Origin of the sequence: Nocardia terpenica, from assembly GCF_013186535.1 — a bacterium.
Taxonomy (GTDB): Bacteria; Actinomycetota; Actinomycetes; order Mycobacteriales; family Mycobacteriaceae; genus Nocardia; species Nocardia terpenica.
Genome location: NZ_JABMCZ010000004.1, coordinates 312,819 through 333,071, shown reverse-complemented (window position 1 = coordinate 333,071; position 20,253 = coordinate 312,819). Strand labels below are relative to the sequence as shown.

Annotated in this window: 21 protein-coding genes; 7 read left to right on the top strand and 14 right to left on the bottom strand. The window is 69.4% G+C overall.

The genetic code is table 11. The annotated features are described in order from the left end of the window. Nucleotides 1–43: 43 nt before the first annotated feature. The 5 genes from HPY32_RS34295 to HPY32_RS34275 all read right to left on the bottom strand — a co-directional run bounded on the left by HPY32_RS34295 (nt 44) and on the right by HPY32_RS34275 (nt 4,123). Complete coding sequence (locus HPY32_RS34295) at nt 44–421, bottom strand: nitroreductase family deazaflavin-dependent oxidoreductase (RefSeq protein ID WP_067589590.1); 378 nt, start codon at nt 419–421, stop codon at nt 44–46. 79 nt (nt 422–500) lie between these two features. Then, nucleotides 501–1,382 carry a 5-oxoprolinase subunit C family protein gene (locus tag HPY32_RS34290; RefSeq protein WP_269456513.1) on the bottom strand — a complete coding sequence of 294 codons (882 nt, stop codon included), beginning with the start codon at nt 1,380–1,382 and terminating at the stop codon, nt 501–503. Nucleotides 1,383–1,437: 55 nt separating this feature from the next. Further along, nucleotides 1,438–2,070, bottom strand: a complete 633-nt coding sequence (locus HPY32_RS34285; RefSeq protein ID WP_067589593.1) for a 5-oxoprolinase subunit B family protein — start codon at nt 2,068–2,070, stop codon at nt 1,438–1,440. Further along, nucleotides 2,067–2,816 (bottom strand): LamB/YcsF family protein, encoded by a 750-nt coding sequence (locus tag HPY32_RS34280; protein ID WP_197696536.1) that lies wholly within the window; start codon nt 2,814–2,816, stop codon nt 2,067–2,069. The genes HPY32_RS34285 and HPY32_RS34280 overlap by 4 nt, the downstream gene beginning before the upstream one ends. Nucleotides 2,817–2,857: 41 nt before the next feature. Beyond that, a complete protein-coding gene (locus HPY32_RS34275) occupies nt 2,858–4,123 on the bottom strand; it encodes an MFS transporter (RefSeq protein WP_067589599.1) in 1,266 nt (421 codons plus the stop codon). Nucleotides 4,124–4,283: 160 nt separating this feature from the next. Between HPY32_RS34275 and HPY32_RS34270 the strand changes: the two genes are divergently transcribed. After that, nucleotides 4,284–4,997: a GntR family transcriptional regulator gene (locus tag HPY32_RS34270; protein ID WP_067589602.1), complete on the top strand. Its 714-nt coding sequence runs from the start codon at nt 4,284–4,286 to the stop codon at nt 4,995–4,997. A gap of 2 nt (nt 4,998–4,999) precedes the next feature. Further along, entirely contained in the window at nt 5,000–5,509 is a 510-nt protein-coding gene (locus tag HPY32_RS34265) for an NUDIX hydrolase (protein ID WP_067589605.1), read from the top strand. Nucleotides 5,510–5,883: 374 nt separating this feature from the next. Here HPY32_RS34265 and HPY32_RS34260 read toward each other — a convergent pair whose 3' ends face one another. From HPY32_RS34260 to HPY32_RS34240, 5 genes are read right to left on the bottom strand one after another with little or no spacing between them, the layout of a single operon-like run. Next, on the bottom strand, nt 5,884–6,564 hold the full coding sequence (locus HPY32_RS34260) for a TIGR00266 family protein (RefSeq protein WP_067589608.1): 681 nt from the start codon (nt 6,562–6,564) through the stop codon (nt 5,884–5,886). Between the two features lie 30 nt (nt 6,565–6,594). After that, nucleotides 6,595–7,905, bottom strand: a complete 1,311-nt coding sequence (locus HPY32_RS34255; protein WP_067589611.1) for an aspartate aminotransferase family protein — start codon at nt 7,903–7,905, stop codon at nt 6,595–6,597. Beyond that, nucleotides 7,905–8,951, bottom strand: a complete 1,047-nt coding sequence (locus tag HPY32_RS34250) for a TIGR03842 family LLM class F420-dependent oxidoreductase (protein ID WP_067589614.1) — start codon at nt 8,949–8,951, stop codon at nt 7,905–7,907. Before HPY32_RS34250 ends, HPY32_RS34255 begins: the two co-directional genes overlap by 1 nt. A 22-nt stretch (nt 8,952–8,973) precedes the next feature. Beyond that, entirely contained in the window at nt 8,974–10,395 is a 1,422-nt protein-coding gene (gene hydA / locus HPY32_RS34245; RefSeq protein WP_067589617.1) for a dihydropyrimidinase, read from the bottom strand. Continuing rightward, nucleotides 10,395–11,234: a nitrilase-related carbon-nitrogen hydrolase gene (locus tag HPY32_RS34240; RefSeq protein WP_067589620.1), complete on the bottom strand. Its 840-nt coding sequence runs from the start codon at nt 11,232–11,234 to the stop codon at nt 10,395–10,397. Before HPY32_RS34240 ends, hydA begins: the two co-directional genes overlap by 1 nt. 122 nt (nt 11,235–11,356) lie before the next feature. Here HPY32_RS34240 and HPY32_RS34235 point away from each other — a divergent pair, with 122 nt between their 5' ends. Further along, the gene (locus HPY32_RS34235; RefSeq protein ID WP_231951687.1) at nt 11,357–12,778 is read left to right on the top strand and encodes an aminotransferase-like domain-containing protein; all 1,422 of its coding nucleotides are present in this window, start codon (nt 11,357–11,359) and stop codon (nt 12,776–12,778) included. A 298-nt stretch (nt 12,779–13,076) separates the two neighbouring features. Next, nucleotides 13,077–13,721 carry a peptidylprolyl isomerase gene (locus tag HPY32_RS34230; RefSeq protein WP_067595944.1) on the top strand — a complete coding sequence of 215 codons (645 nt, stop codon included), beginning with the start codon at nt 13,077–13,079 and terminating at the stop codon, nt 13,719–13,721. Nucleotides 13,722–13,823: 102 nt separating this feature from the next. On the opposite strand, the gene HPY32_RS34225 is transcribed toward HPY32_RS34230, so the two are convergent. Both HPY32_RS34225 and HPY32_RS34220 read right to left on the bottom strand, forming a co-directional pair. Continuing rightward, nucleotides 13,824–15,344, bottom strand: coding sequence for an ArnT family glycosyltransferase (locus HPY32_RS34225; protein WP_082871508.1), 1,521 nt, complete (start codon nt 15,342–15,344; stop codon nt 13,824–13,826). Next, nucleotides 15,341–15,973, bottom strand: coding sequence for a TetR/AcrR family transcriptional regulator (locus tag HPY32_RS34220; protein ID WP_067589623.1), 633 nt, complete (start codon nt 15,971–15,973; stop codon nt 15,341–15,343). The genes HPY32_RS34225 and HPY32_RS34220 overlap by 4 nt, the downstream gene beginning before the upstream one ends. Nucleotides 15,974–16,084: 111 nt before the next feature. Between HPY32_RS34220 and HPY32_RS34215 the strand changes: the two genes are divergently transcribed. After that, on the top strand, nt 16,085–16,318 hold the full coding sequence (locus HPY32_RS34215) for an AbrB/MazE/SpoVT family DNA-binding domain-containing protein (protein ID WP_067589627.1): 234 nt from the start codon (nt 16,085–16,087) through the stop codon (nt 16,316–16,318). After that, nucleotides 16,305–16,730 carry a type II toxin-antitoxin system VapC family toxin gene (locus HPY32_RS34210; RefSeq protein WP_067589630.1) on the top strand — a complete coding sequence of 142 codons (426 nt, stop codon included), beginning with the start codon at nt 16,305–16,307 and terminating at the stop codon, nt 16,728–16,730. Before HPY32_RS34215 ends, HPY32_RS34210 begins: the two co-directional genes overlap by 14 nt. A gap of 51 nt (nt 16,731–16,781) precedes the next feature. On the opposite strand, the gene arc is transcribed toward HPY32_RS34210, so the two are convergent. Then, nucleotides 16,782–18,542, bottom strand: coding sequence for a proteasome ATPase (arc, locus tag HPY32_RS34205; protein ID WP_067589633.1), 1,761 nt, complete (start codon nt 18,540–18,542; stop codon nt 16,782–16,784). Nucleotides 18,543–18,727: 185 nt separating this feature from the next. Between arc and HPY32_RS34200 the strand changes: the two genes are divergently transcribed. Further along, complete coding sequence (locus tag HPY32_RS34200) at nt 18,728–19,270, top strand: WKL family lipoprotein (RefSeq protein WP_507236520.1); 543 nt, start codon at nt 18,728–18,730, stop codon at nt 19,268–19,270. Nucleotides 19,271–19,373: 103 nt separating this feature from the next. On the opposite strand, the gene HPY32_RS34195 is transcribed toward HPY32_RS34200, so the two are convergent. Beyond that, entirely contained in the window at nt 19,374–20,207 is an 834-nt protein-coding gene (locus HPY32_RS34195; protein ID WP_067589639.1) for a tRNA (adenine-N1)-methyltransferase, read from the bottom strand. Nucleotides 20,208–20,253 lie beyond the last annotated feature (46 nt).

Below are 20,253 nucleotides of genomic sequence, written 5' to 3'. Positions count from 1 at the left end.
GCGCACGCCTGACGACTTCTCGTGCGGCGCGGCGGTATTCGGCTCAGGACGGGCGCGCCTCCAGGTAGTACTCGGCGGACAGGGCGGTGAAGAAGGGGCGCATGCCGACCGGGGCCCAGCTGGCGGCCGGGTCGTGGCGCACCACCGGATCGTGGACGTGTAGCACGCGGCCGCCGAGTTCCATATCGAATTCGCCCGCGGCGAGGATGTTCTTGAGCCAGTCGACGTCGCGGCCGTAGGTCAGGGCGATGCGGAAGGCGCCGTCCTGGTTGAACACCGTCACCGGCGTCCGATACACGCGACCGGACTTCCGTCCCTCGTGCACGATCACCCCCAGACCCGGCGCGCGGCCGGCGACCAGGCCCGCGACCCGGTTGGTGACCCGACGGTTGAACTTCGCCAGTGCGTGCGGAAACGGCATGAGCGACCCCTCTCGGCTGTCTGTGCGCCCCACAGGCTACGCCCGCGCCGACCGTTGCGCGCCGGTTGCGATCACCCTGTTACGGCGCCCACATCCGGAACCGCACCCGCTGCCCCGGCCGCGCCTGCGCCAGCAGGTCCACATCGGCATCCAGCACCGTGCCCACCACGGGATACCCGCCGGTAATCGGGTGATCCGCAAGAAAAACGACCGGTTGCCCGGACGGCGGAATCTGGATGGCGCCCAGCGCGACCCCCTCGGTGGGCAACTCCGTGGCATCGACCCGGACCAGCGCGGGACCGTCGCCGACGCGATCGAGCCGCACCCCGACGCGGTCGGTGTCGGTGGACACCTGCCACTGCCCGGCGCACAGGTCCGCGGCCCGGGTGAACCAATCGTCCCTGGGGCCCAACCGAACTCGCGCCAGCACCGGTTCGCCGGTGAGCGCGGCGACCGGCGCCACCGCCACGGTCGGCCAGCCCCGCGGCGCGGCCCCCACCGGGAGCTCGTCTCCGGCGCGCAGCGGCTCCGGCCCGATCCCGGCGAGCGTGTCGCGGCTGCGCGACCCCAGCACCGGCGCGACGTCGATGCCCCCGCGCACCGCGAGGTAGCTGCGCATCCCGGCCGCGGCATGACCGAGGTCCAGGCGCTGCCCGGCCCGCAGGTACAGCACCGACGCGTGCGCCTCGCGGCGGCCGTCGACCGTGATCGGCGCGGGCGCGCCGGTCACCGACATCACCACGGGCCCGGTGGTTTCCAGCCGCAGCCCCCCGATCAGGCATTCGATCGCCGCGGCCGATTCGTCGTTGCCGACGAGCCGATTCGCCAGCGCGAACGACCCTCGATCGGCGGCGCCCGCCACTCCGACACCCGAGTGGAACCAGCCGCGCCGCCCGAAATCCTGCACGGTGCACAACATTCCGGGCTCCAGCACCCGCAGCCTCGCCGTGCTCGTCACCACCGCCACATCCCTTCTTCCCCAACCACACCCACCACGGCACCCGGCACGCGACGGCTCAGTCCCGCACCGGCGTGAACCGGACCCGCCCGCCCGGATGCAGCAGGGCGGGTTCGGGCCGATCGAGATCCCACAGCGCCACGTCGGTGGTCCCGATGATCCGCCAGCCGCCCGGCGAGGTGCGCGGGTAGACGGCGCTGTAGCCGCCCGCCAGCGCGACCGATCCGGCCGGGATCCGGGTGCGCGCCTGATCGCGGCGCGGCACCGCCAGATTCGCCTCCGGCGACTCCAGATAGCCGAAGCCGGGCGCGAATCCGATGAAGGCGCACCGCCACACGTGCCCGGTATGCCTGCGGATCAGCTCGTCGGTCGAAATACCCAGCAGGGCAGCGGTTTCCGCGAGATCGGCGCCATCGTAGCGGACCGGGACGACAATCGGCTCCTCGGCACTCTCGGCTCCCGACGTCCCCTCGACCGCCTCGGCCGCCGCCCGCAGCCCATCGGCCACGGCGGCGAGATCGACGCCCCGCTCCACGGTGACCAGCACCGTCCGCGCCGCCGGAAGGAAATCGGTCATCCCCGCCAGCGGACGCGCCCGCAGCCGATCGACCAGACCGGCCAGCGCGGCGTGGTCCCCGGGCTCCACCAGCAGCGCCCGATCCCCCGCGGGGCGGATCAGCAGATCACTCATGCGAAGGCCCGCAGCTCGATGCCCTTGCCGGTCAACGCCTCTCGGATCGCGCGGGCCATGGCGACCGCGCCCGGCGAATCGCCGTGCACGCAGAGGCTGCGCGCCGGAACCGCCACCGGGGCGCCCGCGATATCGCGCACCGAGCCGTCCACGGCGATCGAGATCGCCTGTGCCAGCGCCGATTCGTGGTCGAGCACGCTGCCCGCCTCGCTGCGCGACACCAGCGATCCGGCGGGCGTGTAGGCGCGGTCGGCGAAGCCCTCGGCGTGGAACGCGATTCCGGCCGCCGTCGCCGCCGCCTCCAGCTGCGATCCGGGCAGCCCCAGCACGCTCAGCCCGCCGTGCGCCGCGATCGCGGACACCACCGCGTCCGCGACGGCACGGTCCGAGGACGCCGAATGATACAGCGCGCCATGCGGTTTCACGTAGCGCACCCGGTCGCCCGCGGCCCGCGCGAAGGCGTCCAGCGCACCGATCTGGTACAGGCATTCGTCGGCCAGCTCCCGCGGCGGCACCGCGATGGCGCGGCGGCCGAATCCGGCCAGATCCCGATAGGAGATGTGCGCGCCGATCCGCACCCCGCGCGCCACCGCCAGCTCACAGGTCCGGCGCATGATCGCGGGATCCCCGGCGTGGAATCCGCACGCGATATTGGCACTGGTCACGACCTCCAGCAGGGCCGCGTCGTCGCCCATGGTCCAGGCGCCGAAGCCCTCGCCGAGATCACTGTTCAGATCGATCATCACACTCCCTACCTCGTATTCTCTTACCGCACAACCGGTTCCGTTCACGCCAGCGCCCGGCCCCGCGTCTCGGGCAGCCCGAGCAGCGCCAGCACCGCGACCGCGTAACCGAGCGCCCCGAACAGCATCGCACCCGCCATCCCCAGCGTCGTCGAGGCCAGGTATCCCACCGCCGTCGGGAACACCGCGCCCACGCCGCGCCCGAAGTTGTAGGTGAACCCCTGCCCGGTGCCGCGGTATCGGGTCGGAAACAGCTCCGCCAGATACGAACCGAAGCCGGAGAAGATGGCGGAGGTGGAGAAGCCCAGCGGGAACCCGAGCACCAGCACCAGGGTGTCGGCGCCCTGCGGAACCTGCGTGTAGGCGATCATGAACACCACCGACAGCATCGCGAACAGCTGGATATTGCGCTTGCGACCGAGCCTGTCGGTGAGGATACCCCCGGCGATGTAGCCGCAGAACGCGCCGCCGATCAGGAACACCAGATAGCCGCCGGTGCCGACGACGGTGAGATGGCGGCTCTTCTTCAGGTAGGTGGGCAGCCAGGTGGCCAGCGTGTAGTAGCCGCCCTGCACGCCCGTCGCCATGATCGCCGCGAAAACCGTGGTGCGCCACAGGTCCTGGGCGAAGATGCCGCGAAAACCGCCGCGCCCGGCGGTGTCCCCGGGCGACCGCGTCACCACCGCGGCGTCGGTCACGCTGCGCCGCACCCAGACGATCAGCACCGCCGGGAGCGCGCCGGTGAAGAACAACACCCGCCACGCGACCCGCTCGTCGAACAGCTGGAACACCACGGTGTACACGCACACGGCCAGCCCCCAGCCGACCGCCCACGCGCTCTGCACCCAGGCCACGGCCCGGCCCCGGTACTCCGGCCGGGCGTACTCGGCGACCAGGATCGCCCCCGCCGCCCACTCGCCGCCGAAGCCGAGCCCCTGCAGCGCCCGGAACAGCAGCAGGGTCTCGAAATTCCAGGCCAGCCCGCACAACACGGTGAACACCGCGTACACCGCGATGGTCAGCTGCAGCGTGCGCACCCGGCCGATGCGGTCGGCGAGCACGCCCGCCGCCGCCCCGCCGACGGCCGACACCACCAGCGTGACCGTGGTGAGCAGCCCGGACTGCCCGGTGCTCAGCGCGAAGTAGGAGCCGATGGCGCCCAGCGCCAGCGGCAGCACCTGGAAGTCGTAGGAATCCAGCCCGTATCCGCCGAACGCGCCCGCGAAGGCGCGCCGGCCCGGGGCGCTCAGGGTGCGGAACCACTGCATCGGTGGCGCGGTGGTGCGGGCGGCTGTCGGTGTGTCGGTCATGGTGACCCCTCGTGTTCCTCGGGAGGGTGTGGCAGAGGTCTCATCGTAGGAATCGTTGAACGATCCTGCAATACCACGAGTGGATTGTTCGGAAATTGTCCGTCGACCGGGGTAATCTCGAGGCAGAGCGTGTATCGGCACAGAAACAGGGAGGACCGCGATGACGGCGTCATCCGGCGCGGCCGTCGGGACCTACGCGACGCTGGCCGCCCACCGCGACCGGCTCGATCGCGCCAGCCGCAGCGCCCAGGTGGCCGATATCGTGCGCGAGGGCATTCTCAATGGCACCTTCCTGCCGGGCACCCGGCTGTCGGAGCCGGACATCTGTGCGGCACTGGGTGTTTCGCGCAATACCGTGCGCGAGGCGTTCCGCACGCTCATCGAGGAGCGGCTGGTCGTCCACGAGCTCAATCGCGGTGTGTTCGTGCGCATTCCGAGCGCCGACGATGTCGCCGAGGTGTACAAGTGCCGCCGCATCGTGGAGTGCGCGGCGCTGCGCGACCACGCCCGCACCGGCGCCGACCTCGGCACGGTCGGCGCGGCGCTGGAGCGCGCGGATCACTGTGCGGCACAGGGCGACTGGACCGGCGTCGGCACCGCCGACGTCGACTTCCACCGCGCCGTCACCGCGCTCAACGACAGCCGCCTGCTCGATGCGCTGATGGCCTCGGTGTGGAACGAGCTGCGGCTGATCTTCCACGTGGTCGCCGATCCGCACGCCTTCCACCGCCCGTATCTGCGGCGCAATCACGACGTGTACGACGCGCTCGCCCGCGGCGAGGCCGCCGCGTCGGCCCGGATGCTGGCCGATTACCTGCGCGATGCCGAGGCACAGATCCTGGCCGCGTACGCCGAACTCGGCCGGGTGTCCTGAGCATGGGCGAGATCATCGCGATCTACGACCGGCACGGGCGGCCGACCGGCAGCGCCGAACGCTCGGTCGTCTACGCCGAGGGTCTGTGGCACGCCAGCGCCGGGGTGCTGGTGCGGTCGCCGGACGGCGAGCGGATCTACGTCCACCGCCGCACCGACACCAAGGCGGTGTTCGCCGGAATGCACGACTGCCTGGCCGGGGGCGTGCTGGACCCGGGCGAGAATCCGGCCGCGGCGGCCGTGCGCGAGCTGGGCGAGGAATTGGGAATCACCCCGGCCGCCGATCCGGTGCCGCTGGCCCGGGCGTCCTGGGACGGGCAGTGGCTGGGCAGGCCGATGCGCTGCCACCTGTTCGCCTACGAGGTGCGCTGGGACGGCCCGATCCGCCATCAGCCCGAGGAGATCGCCGCCGGATGGTGGTGGACCGACGCGGAATTGCGTGCGCACCTGGCGGATCCGGACTGGCCGTTCGTGCCCGACACCCGCGTGCTCATCCCGGATCTGCTCGCCTGACCGGTTGTCCGGCCCATCGTCGCGGGACGGCACGCAGCCCACCGGGTCCGCGCTCCCGGTGGGCTGTCGTGCGGTCGACCGGCTACGAGCCACTTCCGGTCGGCATGAAAGCCTGGACCAAATCCACGATAAACTTGGCCAGAAATTCGGCCAGGAAATCTGCGGCAGGTCCGGTTCCCATGGGGTTGTTCCTCCTTTCGGGACGCCGCATTTCGCCCGTTTCGGCTACGACCGAAGCATGCCCGACCCGCAGTAGGGGTGGAGGCGTTTTCGGGTATTTACCCTTCGCCTCGGAAGTATTCCCGCTGCTCCGCGCGCCCGCATGCCCGGTCGGCCCCCCTATTCGGGGGCGGCCCGGGATCCGATCGCAGGGCCTACCCGGAGGCGGTGACCGCGCCCGCCCAGGCGGCGAATGCCCCGGGGTTGCGGGTCTGCAGCAGCACACGGCCGGGACCGGTGAAATCGAACACCAGCCCCTCCCCCGATTTCAGCGATTGCAGCGAGCGGCCCGACACCGCCCGCCGGATACCGAACTTGATCGACAGGTCGTAGGCGACCACATGCCCGCTGTCGATGGCCACCGTCTCGCCCGGCTGCAGATCGAACACGTCGATCGCGCCGAACACACCGAGCACCACCTCGCCCTGCCCGTGCGCGCGCAGGCCGAATCCGCCCTCCCCGCCGAACAGGTTGGCGAACCCGCCCCACTTCGTTTCCACCTGCACGCCATGGGAATTGGCGATCCAACTGCCGCGGCTGATGAAGAAGGGGCGCTCCGCGACGATCGGCAGGGCGAGCATGTCGCCCGGTAGCGCCGGTGCGACGTCCACCCAGCCGCCCTGCGGCGGCGCGGTGAACGTCGACACGAAGAACGACTCACCGGCCAGCACCGACCGTTTCAGCCCGGCCAGGATGCCGCCCTCGGCCTTGGCGGCGAGCGCCACACCGGCCGAATGCGCCACCATGGCACCGCTTTCCACCCGCATGGGCTCGCCGCCGGCGAGGAAGCAACGCCCGATCGTCGAGGAGGGATTGTGCCGCAGCTCCACCTTCATGACCGCGAATTTAGCAGTGTCCGCGACCGTTCAGCTCGAAGCGACGTAGGCGTCGGCGACGGTGAGCACCTCCTCCAGGATCTCCAGGCCCTGGCGCAGTTCGTCGGCCGAGGTCGTCAGCGGCGGGGCGAGCTGGAGCCGGTTGCCCGCCGGGAACGGCCACAGGCCACGGTCCTTGGCCGCCGCGACCACCGCCGCCATCGGTTCGGCCGCGGGTCCGGCGGCCGCGAACGGCACCAGCGGCTCCCGGGTGGCGCGGTCGCGGACCAGTTCCAGCGCCCAGAAGAAGCCGAGACCGCGCGCCTCGCCGACCGACGGATGCCGGGTTGCCAAGTCGTGCAGGCCCTTTCCCAGCACATCGGCGCCCGCGGTGCGGACGTGCTCGAGAATGCCCTCCCGTTCGAACGCCTGGATGGAGGCCACCCCGGCCGCGCAGGCCAGCGGGTGCCCGGCGTAGGTGAGCCCGCCCGGGTACACGGTGTGGTCGTAGCGGGCGGCGATCGGCTCGGCGATGAGAACGCCGCCGAGCGGCACGTATCCGGAGTTCACGCCCTTGGCGAAGGTGATCAGGTCCGGCGCCACGTCGAACGCCTGCACGGCGAACCACTCGCCGACCCGGCCGAATCCGGCCATCACCTCGTCGGCGATGTAGACGATGCCGAACTCGTCGCACAGCGCCCGCACCCCGGCCAGATAACCGGGCGGCGGCACCAGAACACCGTTGGTGCCCACCACCGTTTCCAGGATCAGGCCCGCAATGTGTTGCGGCCCTTCGAGTTCGATCACCTGCCGCAGGTGCCGCAGCGCGGCCGCCGTCTCCTCCTCGGGACTGCCCGTGTCCCAGGCGGATCGGTACGGATACGGCCCGAAGAACCGGATCACGTCCACATTGGTGGGCTCGGCGCCCCAGCGCCGCGGCTCACCGGTGAGGCCGATGGCGGTGCCGGTGCCGCCGTGATACGAGCGGTAGGCCGACAGCATCTTGGTGCGCCCGGTGTAGCTGCGCGCCAGGCGTACCGCGTGTTCGACGGCCTCCGCGCCGCCGGTGGTGAACAGCACCCGGTTCAGCGCGCCCGGGGCGCGCTCCACGATCAGGCGGGCCAGCTCGCTGCGCACCTCGTTGCCGACGGTCGGGGAGATGGTGGTGAGCGTATTCGCCTGGGCCACAATGGCGGCCACCACATCCGGATGCTGGTGACCGATGTTCACGTTGACCAGCTGGGACGAGAAGTCCAGGTAGCGTTTGCCGGTGGCGTCCCAGAACCACGAGCCGGACGCGCCCGTGATCGGGACCGGATTCACCGCCGCCTGCGCGCTCCACGGATAGAAGACATGGTCCATCATCGTTGTCCTTCGGCGCTCGCGGTGGCCGTGACGGGCCCCGCCAGGTGCGGGATGACCGACTCGCCGTAGGCGTCGAGCGTGGCGGTCTTCGCGTCGTGCTGCAGGTAGACCGCGAACTGATCGACGCCGAGCCCCCGCAGTTCCCGCAGCCGCGCCACCTGCTCCCCGGGGGTGCCGAGCAGGCAGAAGCGGTCCACGATCGCGTCGGGCACGAAGTCGGCGTGCGTATTGCCCGCGCGGCCGTGCTGGTTGTAGTCGTAGCCGGTGCGCCCGGCGATGTAGTCGGTCAGCGCGGCCGGAACCTCGCTGCCCGCACCGTATTTCGCGACGATGTCGGCGACGTGGTTGCCGACCATGCCGCCGAACCAGCGGCACTGCTCGCGAGCGTGTTTCAGGGCGGCCGCCGACCCGTCGGTGATGTAGGCCGGGGCGGCCACGCAGATGGTCACCTCGTCCGGATCGCGACCGGCGCGTTCGGCGGCCGCGCGCACCCGGGCCACCGTCCACGCGACGATATCCGGATCCGCCAGTTGCAGAATGAATCCGTCGGCGACCTCGCCGGTCAGATCCAGCGCCTTGGGCCCGTACCCGGCCACCCACACCGGCAGCCGGGACGCGTGCGCCCACGGGAACCGGATCACCCGGTCGCCGATGCGCGCGGACCGGCCATTGCCCAATTCCCGGATCACACCGACGGATTCGCGCAGCGCGGCCAGATCCGACGGCCGCGACCCGAGGGTCCGCAGCGCCGAATCGCCCCGGCCGATCCCGCACACCGTGCGATTGCCGAACATCTCGTTGAGCGTCGCGAAGGTCGACGCGGTCACCGTCCAGTCCCGGGTCGCGGGGTTGGTGACCATCGGCCCCACCACGACCTTCCTTGTCGCGGCGAGGATCTGGCTGTAGATGACGTACGGCTCCTGCCACAGCAGGTGCGAGTCGAACGTCCAGACATGCGAGAATCCGTACGTCTCGGCCAATCTCGCCAATTCCACCACGCGCGAGGCGGGCGGGGTGCATTGCAGCACCACACCGATGTCCATGTGGCCCACTCCGTTCCGATGCTCAGATGAGGTTCTGCGACAACGCGCGCCGGACGAATCGTCCGTGTCCGGCGCTGCCGACATACCGGTCGTCGTCGACGACCACCCGGCCGCGCGACAGCACCGTATCGACGTGCCCGTCGATCTCGAAACCCTCGTACGCCGAATAGTCCATGTTCATGTGATGGGTCTTGCCGACCCCGATGCTGGTGTGCCCGTTGGGGTCGTACACCACGATGTCGGCGTCGGCGCCCGGGCTGATCACGCCCTTGCGCGGATACATGCCGAACATCCGCGCGGGCGTGGTGCAGCAGACGTCCACCCAGCGTTCCAGCGCGAGACGACCGTCGCGCACGCCCTGGAACATCAGGTCCATCCGATGCTCGACGCCGCCGATTCCGTTGGGAATCTTGCTGAAATCGCCGATGCCCCGCTCCTTCTGGTCCTTCATGCAGAACGGGCAGTGATCGGTGGCCACGGTGGTCACGTCGCCGGTGCGCAGGTAGCGCCACAGCTCGTCCTGATGCCCCTCGGCGCGGGCGCGCAGCGGCGTGGAGCACACCCACTTCGCGCCCTCGAAACCCGGTGCGCCCAACTGCTCTTCGAGCGACAGGTACAGATACTGCGGGCAGGTCTCGCCGAACACGTTGTGCCCGTTGCCCCGTGCCTGCGCGATCTGCTCCAGCGCCTGCTTGGCCGATACGTGCACGATGTAGAGCGGGGCGCCGGTGACCTGGGCGAGCATGATCGCCCGGTGGGTGGCCTCCTCCTCCAGCTGCCAGGGCCGCGTGACGCCGTGGTAGTACGGCGCGGTCTCGCCGCGCCGCAGCGCCTGCGCGACGAGCACGTCGATGGCAATGCCGTTCTCCGCGTGCATCATCAGCAGCGCGCCGAGTTCGGCGCCGGTCTGCATGGCGCGCAGGATCTTGCCGTCGTCGGAGTAGAACACGCCCGGATAGGCCATGAACAGCTTGAAGCTGGTCACGCCCTCGGACACCAGTTCGGCCATGCCCTTCAGGGATTCGTCGGTGACCTCGCCGATGATCTGATGGAAACCGTAGTCGATCGCGCACCGGCCCGACGCCTTGTCGTGCCAGCTCGCCAGCGCGTCCTGCAACCGCACGCCCGGCGTCTGCACCACGAAGTCGACGATGGTGGTCGTGCCGCCGAATGCCGCTGCGCGCGTGCCGGTTTCGAAGGTGTCCGACGCCTCGGTGCCGCCGAAGGGCATCTGCATGTGGGTATGCCCGTCCACGCCACCGGGAATCACATACTTGCCGGTGGCGTCGATGACCACATCGGCGGCCGCGGCGAGATCGACGCCCAGGGCGGTGCTGCCGGGCTGCACGACGGCGGCGATGGTCTCGCCGTCGATCAACACGTCGAGAAGCTGAGATCCCGTGGCGGACACCACCGTTCCGCCACGGATGAGGGTGCGGGCCATCAGGGCTGCACCAGCGGTCCGTAGGCGTCGGGGCGCCGGTCGCGGTAGAAGGCCCAGCGGTCGCGCACCACCTTGATCAGGTCCATGTCGAGGTCGCGGACGACCAGTTCCGGGGCGGTGTCGGAGGCCACGTCGCCGACGAATTTGCCCTCCGGATCGACGAAATAGCTGGTGCCGTAGAAGTCGTCGTCGCCGTAGTCGCTCTCCACGCCGACCCGGTTGATGGCGCCGATGTAGTACTCGTTGGCCACCGCGGACGCCGGCTGCTCGAGCTTCCACAGATACCCCGACAGGCCGCGCGAGGTGGCCGACGGGTTGAACACGATCTCCGCTCCCGCCAGGCCCAGCGCCCGCCAGCCCTCGGGGAAGTGCCGGTCGTAGCAGATGTAGACGCCGATCCGGCCGACCGCGGTGTCGAACACCGGCCAGCCGAGATTGCCGGGCCGGAAGTAGAACTTCTCCCAGAACCCGCTCACGTGCGGGATGTGATGCTTGCGGTACTTGCCGAGGTAGCTGCCGTCGGCGTCGATCACCGCGGCGGTGTTGTAGAGCAGGCCGGGCTGCTCCTGCTCGTACACCGGCAGCACGATCACCATGCCGAGTTCCCTGGCCAGCGCCGCGAAGCGCTCGGTGGTGGGACCGGGCACCGACTCGGCGTAGTCGTAGAACTTCGCGTCCTGCAGCTGACAGAAGTACGGCCCGTAGAACAACTCCTGGAAACAGATCACCCGCGCACCCTGCGCGGCGGCCTGCCGCGCGTAGTCCTCGTGGGCCTTGATCATGGACTCTTTGTCGCCGGTCCAGTTCGTCTGGACTAGGGCGGCTCGAACGTTCGCCATGCTTTGTTATTGTGCACCCTGAACCAGTTCCGTTGTGTTACAACGGTGAGGAAACATTTTCGGATTCGTAAATTCCGGCCCCGGCGCTGGTCGGAGCCCCCGCACCCGCCCAGAATGACGCCGTGACCACCGAACTCGATCCGCACACCGTAGCCCTCGCGGTGCTCACCGCCGACCTCGACGACCGCACCCCCGCGGGCATCGCGGCCGCGGTGAGCCGGAGCATCCGCTCCGGCGCGCTGCCGCCGGGCACCCGGCTGCCGACCGTGCGGGACATGGCGCGCGAGCTGAAGGTCTCCCCCGCCACGGTGAATCAGGCGTGGCGGGCGCTGGCCGCGGCGGGCGCGATCGTGGCGCGCGGCCGGGCGGGCACCTTCGTCGGCACCCCGCCCGCCGGGTCGGCGGGTACCCCGGCCGGGCGCTATCAGCGGCTGCATCCGCGCTCGGACAACGCCTTCCGGATCGACCTCTCACGCGGGGTGCCCGATCCCGCACTGCTGCCCGATCTCACGGCCGCGCTGCGGGTGCTGGCGAGCGACGGCGCCATCGACCGCCTGTCGGCGACCTACCTCGGCGAGGCGGTGCTGCCCGAGCTGGAGCGGCTGGTTCGTGCCGACTGGCCTTGGCGCGCAGAGCGTTTCACGGTCCTGGACGGCGCGCTGGACGCCGTCGACCGGCTGCTCACCGCACATGTCCGGCTCGGCGATGCGGTGGTTGTCGAAAACCCGTGCTTCCCACCGTTTCTCGATCTGCTCGCCCGGCTGGGCGCGCGGCCGGTTCCGGTCGGCATGGACGAATCCGGGCTGCTGCCGGGCGATCTCGCCGCCGCCCTGGCCACTTACGCTCCGACCGCGGTGCTACTGCAACCGCGCGCCCAGAACCCCACCGGCGCCTCGCTGTCGGCGCGGCGCGTGCGGGAACTGGCGGCGGTATTGGCCGACAGCCCGGCCGTCGTGGTCGAGGACGATCACTGCGCGGGCATCGCCCAGGCGCCGCCGCGGTCGCTGGGCGCACGGCGGCCGGACCGCACCGTGCACATCCGGTCGTACTCCAAATCGCACGGCGCGGATCTGCGGCTGGCGGTGGCCGCGGGGCCGGGGCGCCTGCTGGATCCGGTGATCGAGCGCCGCATGCTGGGGCCGGGCTGGACCAGCCGCCTGCTGCAGCGGGTGCTGGCGCACATGCTCACCGACGCCGAGGCGGCCGCGGCCGTGGCGGCCGCCCGTCGCGCCTATCGCGCCCGCGCCGATGCGCTGCGCAAGGCGCTGGCCGGGCACGGTATCGCGCTGCCGCGACCGGACGGCATCAATCTGTGGTTGCCGGTCGCCGACGAGAATGCCGCGATGATCTCGCTGGCGGCCGCGGGCATCAAGGCCGCGCCGGGCGGGCCGTTCGAGGTCACCGAGCACCCCCGCACCGATCATCTCCGCGTGACGGTCGCGGCGGTTCCCGAATCCGGTATCGCCGATCTCGCGGCTCATCTCGCCGCGGCGGCATCGGCGATTCCGACTTATCGGCGTGTCCGCCGAACCGAGCAGTTCTGATTTTCAGTTACCGCATGGCAATCGATGAAATGGGATTCTCTCAGCGCAACGACGATGAGTTGACGACCCTCTGACAGTCAGGTTACCGCCAGGCAATTACCGGAAAAACGTCCTCGCAGTGAATTTCTCGGCCTATGCCCGCTTCGGATAGGACGACGTGGAAAGATGCCCGTCGGTATCGTTCCCCCATTCCTGATGAAGGAGGCACCCTCCGGTGCAGAGCGTCCCGCACGACCAGCAATTCGACGTCGACCAACCGACCGAACGGAACCGCAAGCCGCGCAGGACGCTACGCCGGATGGGTCTGGTGGCCGCGGGCGCGGCGCTGGCCATCGCGGCGGCGGGGCGGGCCTTCGCGGTGCCGCTGCCGCTGCACACCGAGGCCCCCGGGTGCATGGCCGCCTCCGACGAGAAGCCCAACGGCAAGCAGTTCCCGAGCGAACCGGCCATGACCATCGATCCGGCCGCCGCCTATGCTACGAAGCTGCAAACCAATTGCGGCACAATCGATATCGCCCTCGATGCCGCACATGCGCCGCGCACGGTCAATTCCTTCGAATTCCTGTCCGGGCAGCAGTATTTCGACCACACGCCCTGCCATCGCCTCACCACCCAGGGCCTGTTCGTGCTCCAGTGCGGCGACCCCACCGGCACCGGCACCGGCGGCCCCGGCTACCAGTTCCCCGACGAAAACCTCGCCGGGGCAACCTATCCCACCGGCACCGTCGCCATGGCCAACGCCGGTCCCAACACCAACGGCAGCCAATTCTTCCTGGTCTACTCCGACAGCAAGCTCCCGCCCAACTACACCCCCTTCGGCCACATCACCGGCGGCCTGAGCGTCCTGCAGAACATCGCCACCGGCGGCGTCAAGGACGGCGGCCCCGACGGAGCGCCCGCCACCCCCGTCACCCTGGAATCGGTCACCACCGCCCGCAACTGACGCCGCGCGGCGCCCGGGCCGGAAGGCACACAAGCCCTCGATCCCGGCGGCTTCCTCCCTTGTTCCCGGCGTGCTTTTGGCCGGGAACAAGGAGTCGGGAATCTACAACCGCCGCATCCCCGCCCACGCCTGCGACCACGGCCGACGCGGGTCGTCGCAGCGCCAGATGGTCACGTCGCGGGTCACGCCCGGATAGCCGAGGCGGGCGTCCACGCGGCCGATGGGGGTCACCGTGGCGAAGCGGGAGCGCAGGTCGGATTCCCTGCCGCCCACCCACAGCACGGTGATGGCCGAGTCGGGCGGGGCGCCGAAGTAGCCGAAGCCGCGGTTGGGGCTGTACACGGCCGGTAGTCCGTATCGGTCGCGGTCGTTGTCGAGTGCTGCCGCCTGCCAATAGGAGTTGGTGACGATCACGGCGTGGGCGCGCCGGGCCTCGGGCAGGGCCGCGTAGGCCGCCGCGGCGCCCTGCGCCAGGTCCGACCAGCCGAATTTGCCGTTGACGAACATCGCGGCCGAATCCGGTTCGCTGGCAGCGGGTTTCAGGTCCTGCTCCGGCGTCACCGGCAGGCCCAGCACCACGAACGGCACCGACGAGGCGATCGTGACCACCGCGACGATCATGCGCCACCGCGGCATCACCGCGCGCGCCCACCACACCGCGCCCGCCGCCATTACCACCGGATAGCAGCCCATCACGTAGTAGGGACGACCGTTGGTCACCACGAACGCGACCATCAGCACCAGCGGCACCACACCCAGAAAACGGTAGGGCCGCAAGGCTTCCGCACGCAACAGCGCCCACAGGCCCACGCAGAGCAGCAGCAGGCCCCAGCCCCCGGCCGCGTACAGGGCCATCGGAACGAAGAGCAGGCGGCCGCCGTCCCCGCCCATCTCGGCGGACACCTGTGCCCCCATGGCCAGCTGCGGCCACCCGTGCCCGGCCTGCCAGATCAGGCTCGGCACCATGGTCACCACCACCAACGCCGCACCCCACCACAGCGCGGGGCGGCGCAGCAACTCCCGCGGGCCGAAGGCCAGCACACCGACGGCGAGCGCGACCCAGAAGAACGGGATCAGCCATTTCACCTGCATATCCAGCGCGGTCACCGCGCCCGCCCACAGCAGCAGCACATCGCGGCGGGTCCGCACCCAGCGCACGATCAGCCAGCTGATCACCACCCACAGCGCGATATCGACGACATTGGTCGACAGCTGCCCGCCCTGGATGAGCAGGAACGGCGCGACCGCATAACCCAGCGCGGCCAGCACCTGCGCCCGGCGCGAACCACCGAATTCGCGGGCGATCTGCGCGGTGACCGCGATCGCTACCACCGTCAGCAGGACCCCCGGAAGTCGTTGCGCCACCAGCGATCCCGGAGCGAGCAGATCCATCAGCCGGGCGATGGCCGGTACCGCGGGCCCCTGATCGGCATAGCCGACCGTCAGCCGGCGGCCCGCCGAGATGAAATACAGCTCGTCGCCGAAGAATCCGTAGCGTCCGATGGTGAGCAGCAGCGCGACCGCCGCCACCCCGGCCACCACCGCGACGCCCACCGTCGCGTACGGCGCACTCTCCTGCCGGATATCGCGTTGCGGCACACCGGATTCCACTGCCGTTGTCATCGGTCCTTTTCCTTCCGCGTGGCCAGATCGAAGATCCGGCACACCTCCGCGGAGTATTTCCGCATGTCCCAGTCCTGTTCCCGGATGAAGCGCCCCGCCGCGCCGTCGATGGTGTCGCGCATGGCCTTGGCCATCATGATCGGATCGAATTCGCCGAACTCCCCGGCACTCTGGCCGTCCCGCAGAATCTCGATGAGCGGATTGATGATGTCCCCCTCGCCCTCGGAGGAGGCGAACCTCAGGCTCCCGTCCGGATTACGCAGCGACAGCACCACTTCGGTGAGCGCGGTCACGTAGTCGCGGTTGTCGTCCAGGAAGGTCAGATTCGCATCCAGATAGGCCAGCATCTTCGCGCGCGCCCCGGTCGCCTTCCCGACCGCGGGCCCGACGAACTCCCCACCCGAGACGTACAGCTGGATGACCAACTGCGTCATCAGATCGTCCTTGCCCTCGAAGTGATATGAGATCACCCCCTTCGAGATCCCCGCCCGCTTGGCGATCCGCGCCAGCGAGGCCCCCTGATACCCCACCTCGGATATCACCTCCACCGCCGCCGCAATGATCTGCCGCCGCCGCGCCTCCTCGATGAACGACCTCCTCTGACCATCCGGACCATTTTCTGACCGCATGGCCAAATTTTAACCCACCGGGCCAGAATCCCGCACCCCGAGGAATCGGAGGCAACGCCGGAGAGCGGGCGATATTCTTACTCTTACGGGTAGGAGTCTTACGGAGGGATCATGCGAATCACGTCCAAGGGGCAGGTCACCGTCCCCAGCCCGATCCGGCAGCAGCTCGGGTGGCACGAAGGCACCGAGGTCGACTTCGTCGTGGACGGCAATGCCGTGCGCATCGTTCGAGTCCAGGGCAGCGAAACCCACGGCCGCGCCCTGGCCCGGAAGCTCAAGGGCCGCGGTGGCGCCAGCGGCATGAGCACCGACGAGCTCATGAGGCTGTTGCGTGCCGAGGACTGACACGCCCCCGACGACACTCGTCGACTCCTGCGTGATCTTCGATCTGCTGACCGAGGATCCCCGGTGGTCCGCCTGGTCGGAGAACGCCCTCGCCGACGCCGCCGACGAAGGTCCCCTGGCCATCAATCCCTTGATCTACGCGGAGATTTCGGCGGACTTCACCACGATCGAAGAACTCGACGAGGCCCTGCCGCCCAGCGACTACCGGCGCGAACCGCTGCCCTGGGAGGCGGGTTTTCTAGCGGGACAAGCCTTCCTGCTGTACCGCAGGCGCGGCGGCGCGAAACGATCGCCCATCGCCGACTTCTACATCGGCGCCCACGCGGCCGTCCGCGGCTATCGAATCCTGACCAGGGACACCCGGCGCTATTCGTCCTATTTCCCGACGGTGTCGCTGATCAGCCCCGGCTGAGGCAAGGGCCGCGCCTTCGAATGAAGGCGCGGCCCTTGGGGTTCCGCTGTTCTACAGGTACTGGCCCGTGTTCGACTCGGTGTCGATGGCGCGGCTGGCCGAGGCGTTCTTGCCGGTGACCAGGGTGCGGATGTAGACGATGCGCTCGCCCTTCTTGCCCGAGATGCGGGCCCAGTCATCGGGATTCGTGGTGTTGGGCAGGTCCTCGTTCTCGGAGAACTCGTCCACGATGGAATCGAAGAGATGCTGGATGCGCAGGCCGGGGTTGCCGGTTTCGAGCACCGACTTGATCGCGTACTTCTTGGAGCGGTCCACGATGTTCTGGATCATGGCGCCGGAGTTGAAGTCCTTGAAGTACAGGACCTCCTTGTCGCCGTTGGCGTAGGTGACCTCCAGGAAGCGGTTGTCCTCGCTCTCGGCGTACATGCGGTCGACCACGCGCTCGATCATGGTCTTCACGCACTTGGCCCGGTCGCCACCGAACTCGGTGATGTCGTCGGCGTGCAGCGGCAGGCCCTCGGTGAGGTACTTCGAGAAGATGTCCTGCGCCGCTTCGGCATCCGGGCGCTCGATCTTGATCTTCACGTCGAGGCGGCCGGGACGCAGGATGGCCGGGTCGATCATGTCCTCGCGGTTGGAGGCGCCGATGACGATGACGTTCTCCAGGCCCTCGACGCCGTCGATCTCCGACAGCAGCTGCGGCACCACGGTGGTCTCCACGTCGGAGGAGACGCCCGACCCGCGGGTGCGGAAGATCGAGTCCATCTCGTCGAAGAACACGATCACCGGGGTGCCCTCGGAGGCCTTCTCCCGCGCCCGCTGGAAGATGATGCGGATGTGGCGCTCGGTCTCGCCCACGAACTTGTTCAGCAGCTCGGGGCCCTTGATGTTGAGGAAGTAGGACTTGGCTTCCTTGGCGTCCTCGCCGCGCGCCTCGGCGATCTTCTTCGCCAGCGAGTTGGCCACGGCCTTGGCGATGAGCGTCTTACCGCATCCGGGCGGGCCGTAGAGCAGCACACCCTTGGGCGGACGCAGCGCGTACTCGCGGAACAGATCCTTGTGCAGGAACGGCAGTTCGACCGCGTCGCGGATCTGCTCGATCTGCCGGGACAGGCCGCCGATGTCCTCGTAGTCGACGTCGGGCACCTCCTCCAGGACGAGGTCTTCCACCTCGGCCTTGGGGATGCGTTCGAAGGCGAAACCGGCCTTGGTGTCGACGAGCAGCGAGTCGCCGGGGCGCAGCTTACGGATGGGATGGTCGGGATCGTCGATGTCGTCGACGTCGACCAGGCGGCTCAGCGGGCCGGACAGCCACACCACCCGCTCCTCGTCGGCGTGGCCGACCACCAGGGCGCGGCGGCCGTCGTCGAGGATCTCGCGGAGGGTGCCGATCTCACCGGTGCGATCGAACTCCCCGGCCTCGACGACGGTGAGCGCCTCGTTGAGGCGGACCGTCTGCCCGTAGTGCAGGGTGGACGTGTCGATATTGGGCGAGCACGTCAACCGCATCTTGCGACCGGAGGTGAAGACGTCGACGGTCTGGTCCTCGTAGACGCCGATCAGCACGCCGTAGCCACTCGGAGGCTGGCCCAGCCGGTCGACCTCCTCGCGCAGCGCGACCAATTGCTGACGGGCTTCCTTGAGGGTGTCCATCAGCTTGGTGTTGCGAATCGTCAGCGAATCGATACGCGCTTCCAATTCCCTTGTGCGATCCGGCGTGTCGGCGAGTTGCCTTCGGAGTGCAGCCGCCTCGGCGCGTACCACCTCGAGTTCCCTCCAGGCCGCCGAATCCGAATTCTCGATGGGGCTCATGATGCTGCTCCTCCCAGTCCCGGTCTATCAACGCTACCGGGCGCGAACCGTTCTCGCTTTCCGACATGGTTTCGTCGTGATCACATCTAGGCTGCGGTCTGCGGCCGATCAACCATGTTAGCCTGCCCTAACCTGTTTCCGGCGAGTTAATTCTCGCCGGACCGAGCCGAAAGGGTGTCAGTCGAATGCTCCTTCCCACCGGTCGTCCCATGGTGGCGGGACTTCTCCCCAGAAGCAACGCCGCACGCACCGTTCGTGTTTCCGTTGCTACCGCTTTCGCGGCGCTGGCCGTTACCGGTATGACAGCATGCGGCACCGACAAGTCCGCGGGCTCCGGCTCCTCGGCGACCGCGACCAGCGCATCCGCCCATACCGGCGGCTCGCACGCCGCACCCTCGGTGGAGGCCCTGCAGGCCACCCTGGACGGTTTCGTGGACCCGGCCGAACCGACCGACCGGAAGGCGAAACTGGTGGTCGACGGCGAGAAGCGGACCGCCAACATCGACACCATGACCCGGGGCCTGGCCAACTACGGCAAGATCGGCTTCGCGGTCTCCGACGTCAAGGCCGAGGGCGACACCGCGACCGCGCAGGTCGTCATCAACTCGCCGCACGGCCCCGCGCCCGCCATGCCGATGACCTGGCAGCACACCACCGCGGGCTGGCAGCTCAGCGATGCCAGCGCGTGCACGATCCTCGCCATGGGCAAGGCCCCCTGTCAGGCGTAATGCCAACTGCCGCACCCCTTTCCGGGTTCCGTATCCCCCTATCGCGACCCGCAGGGTCTACGTTTCCCGGAAGGGGCGCGGCGAAACCCCTAATTTTCCGCGGTCAGCCCTTGGACGGGCGACGCTGCGGTTTGGGCGCCACCACGCCGTCGGCGAGTCGGCGCGCGCTGATCAGGAACGCGGTGTGGCCCTGCATGCGGTGCTCGGGGCGCACGGCCAGGCCCACGACGTGCCAGGGCCGCACCATCGACTCCCAGGAGCGCGGCTCGGTCCAGCACTGCTGCTGGCGCAGCGCCTCCACGGTCTCCGACAGCTGTGTGACGGTGGCCACATAGACGATCAGCACGCCGCCGGGAACGAGCGCCTTGGACACGGCGGGCAGCGCGTCCCACGGCTTGAGCATGTCCAGAACGACCCGGTCCACCTGCTCGCCGTCGTAATCGGCGACGTCGGCGATGGTCAGCGACCAGTTGTCGGGGCGCTCGCCGAAGAACCGCTCCACATTGCGGACCGCGTGGTCGGCGTGGTCGTCGCGGATCTCGTAGGACAGCACCCGCCCCCGCGGCCCCACCGCGCGCAGCAGCGAGCAGGTCAGGGCCCCGGAACCGGCCCCGGCCTCCAGCACCCGGGCGCCGGGGAAGACATCGCCCTCGTGCACGATCTGGGCGGCGTCCTTGGGGTAGATCACCGCGGCCCCGCGCGGCATCGATAACACGTAGTCCACCAGCAGCGGCCGTAGCGCGAGATACGGTGTGCCGTTGGCGGATTGCACCACGCAGCCCTCGTCGGAGCCGATCAGGTCGTCGTGGCGGATCTGGCCCTTGTGGGTGTGGAACTCCTTGCCCGGCTCCAGCACGACCGTGTGCTGTCGGCCCTTGGCGTCGGTCAGCTGCACCCGGTCACCGGCGGTGAATGGACCGGTCCGTCTGGCCGTCATGGATCTCCGTTCTACTGATGCGTTTTCGTGGTGGATGCGAGCGTGC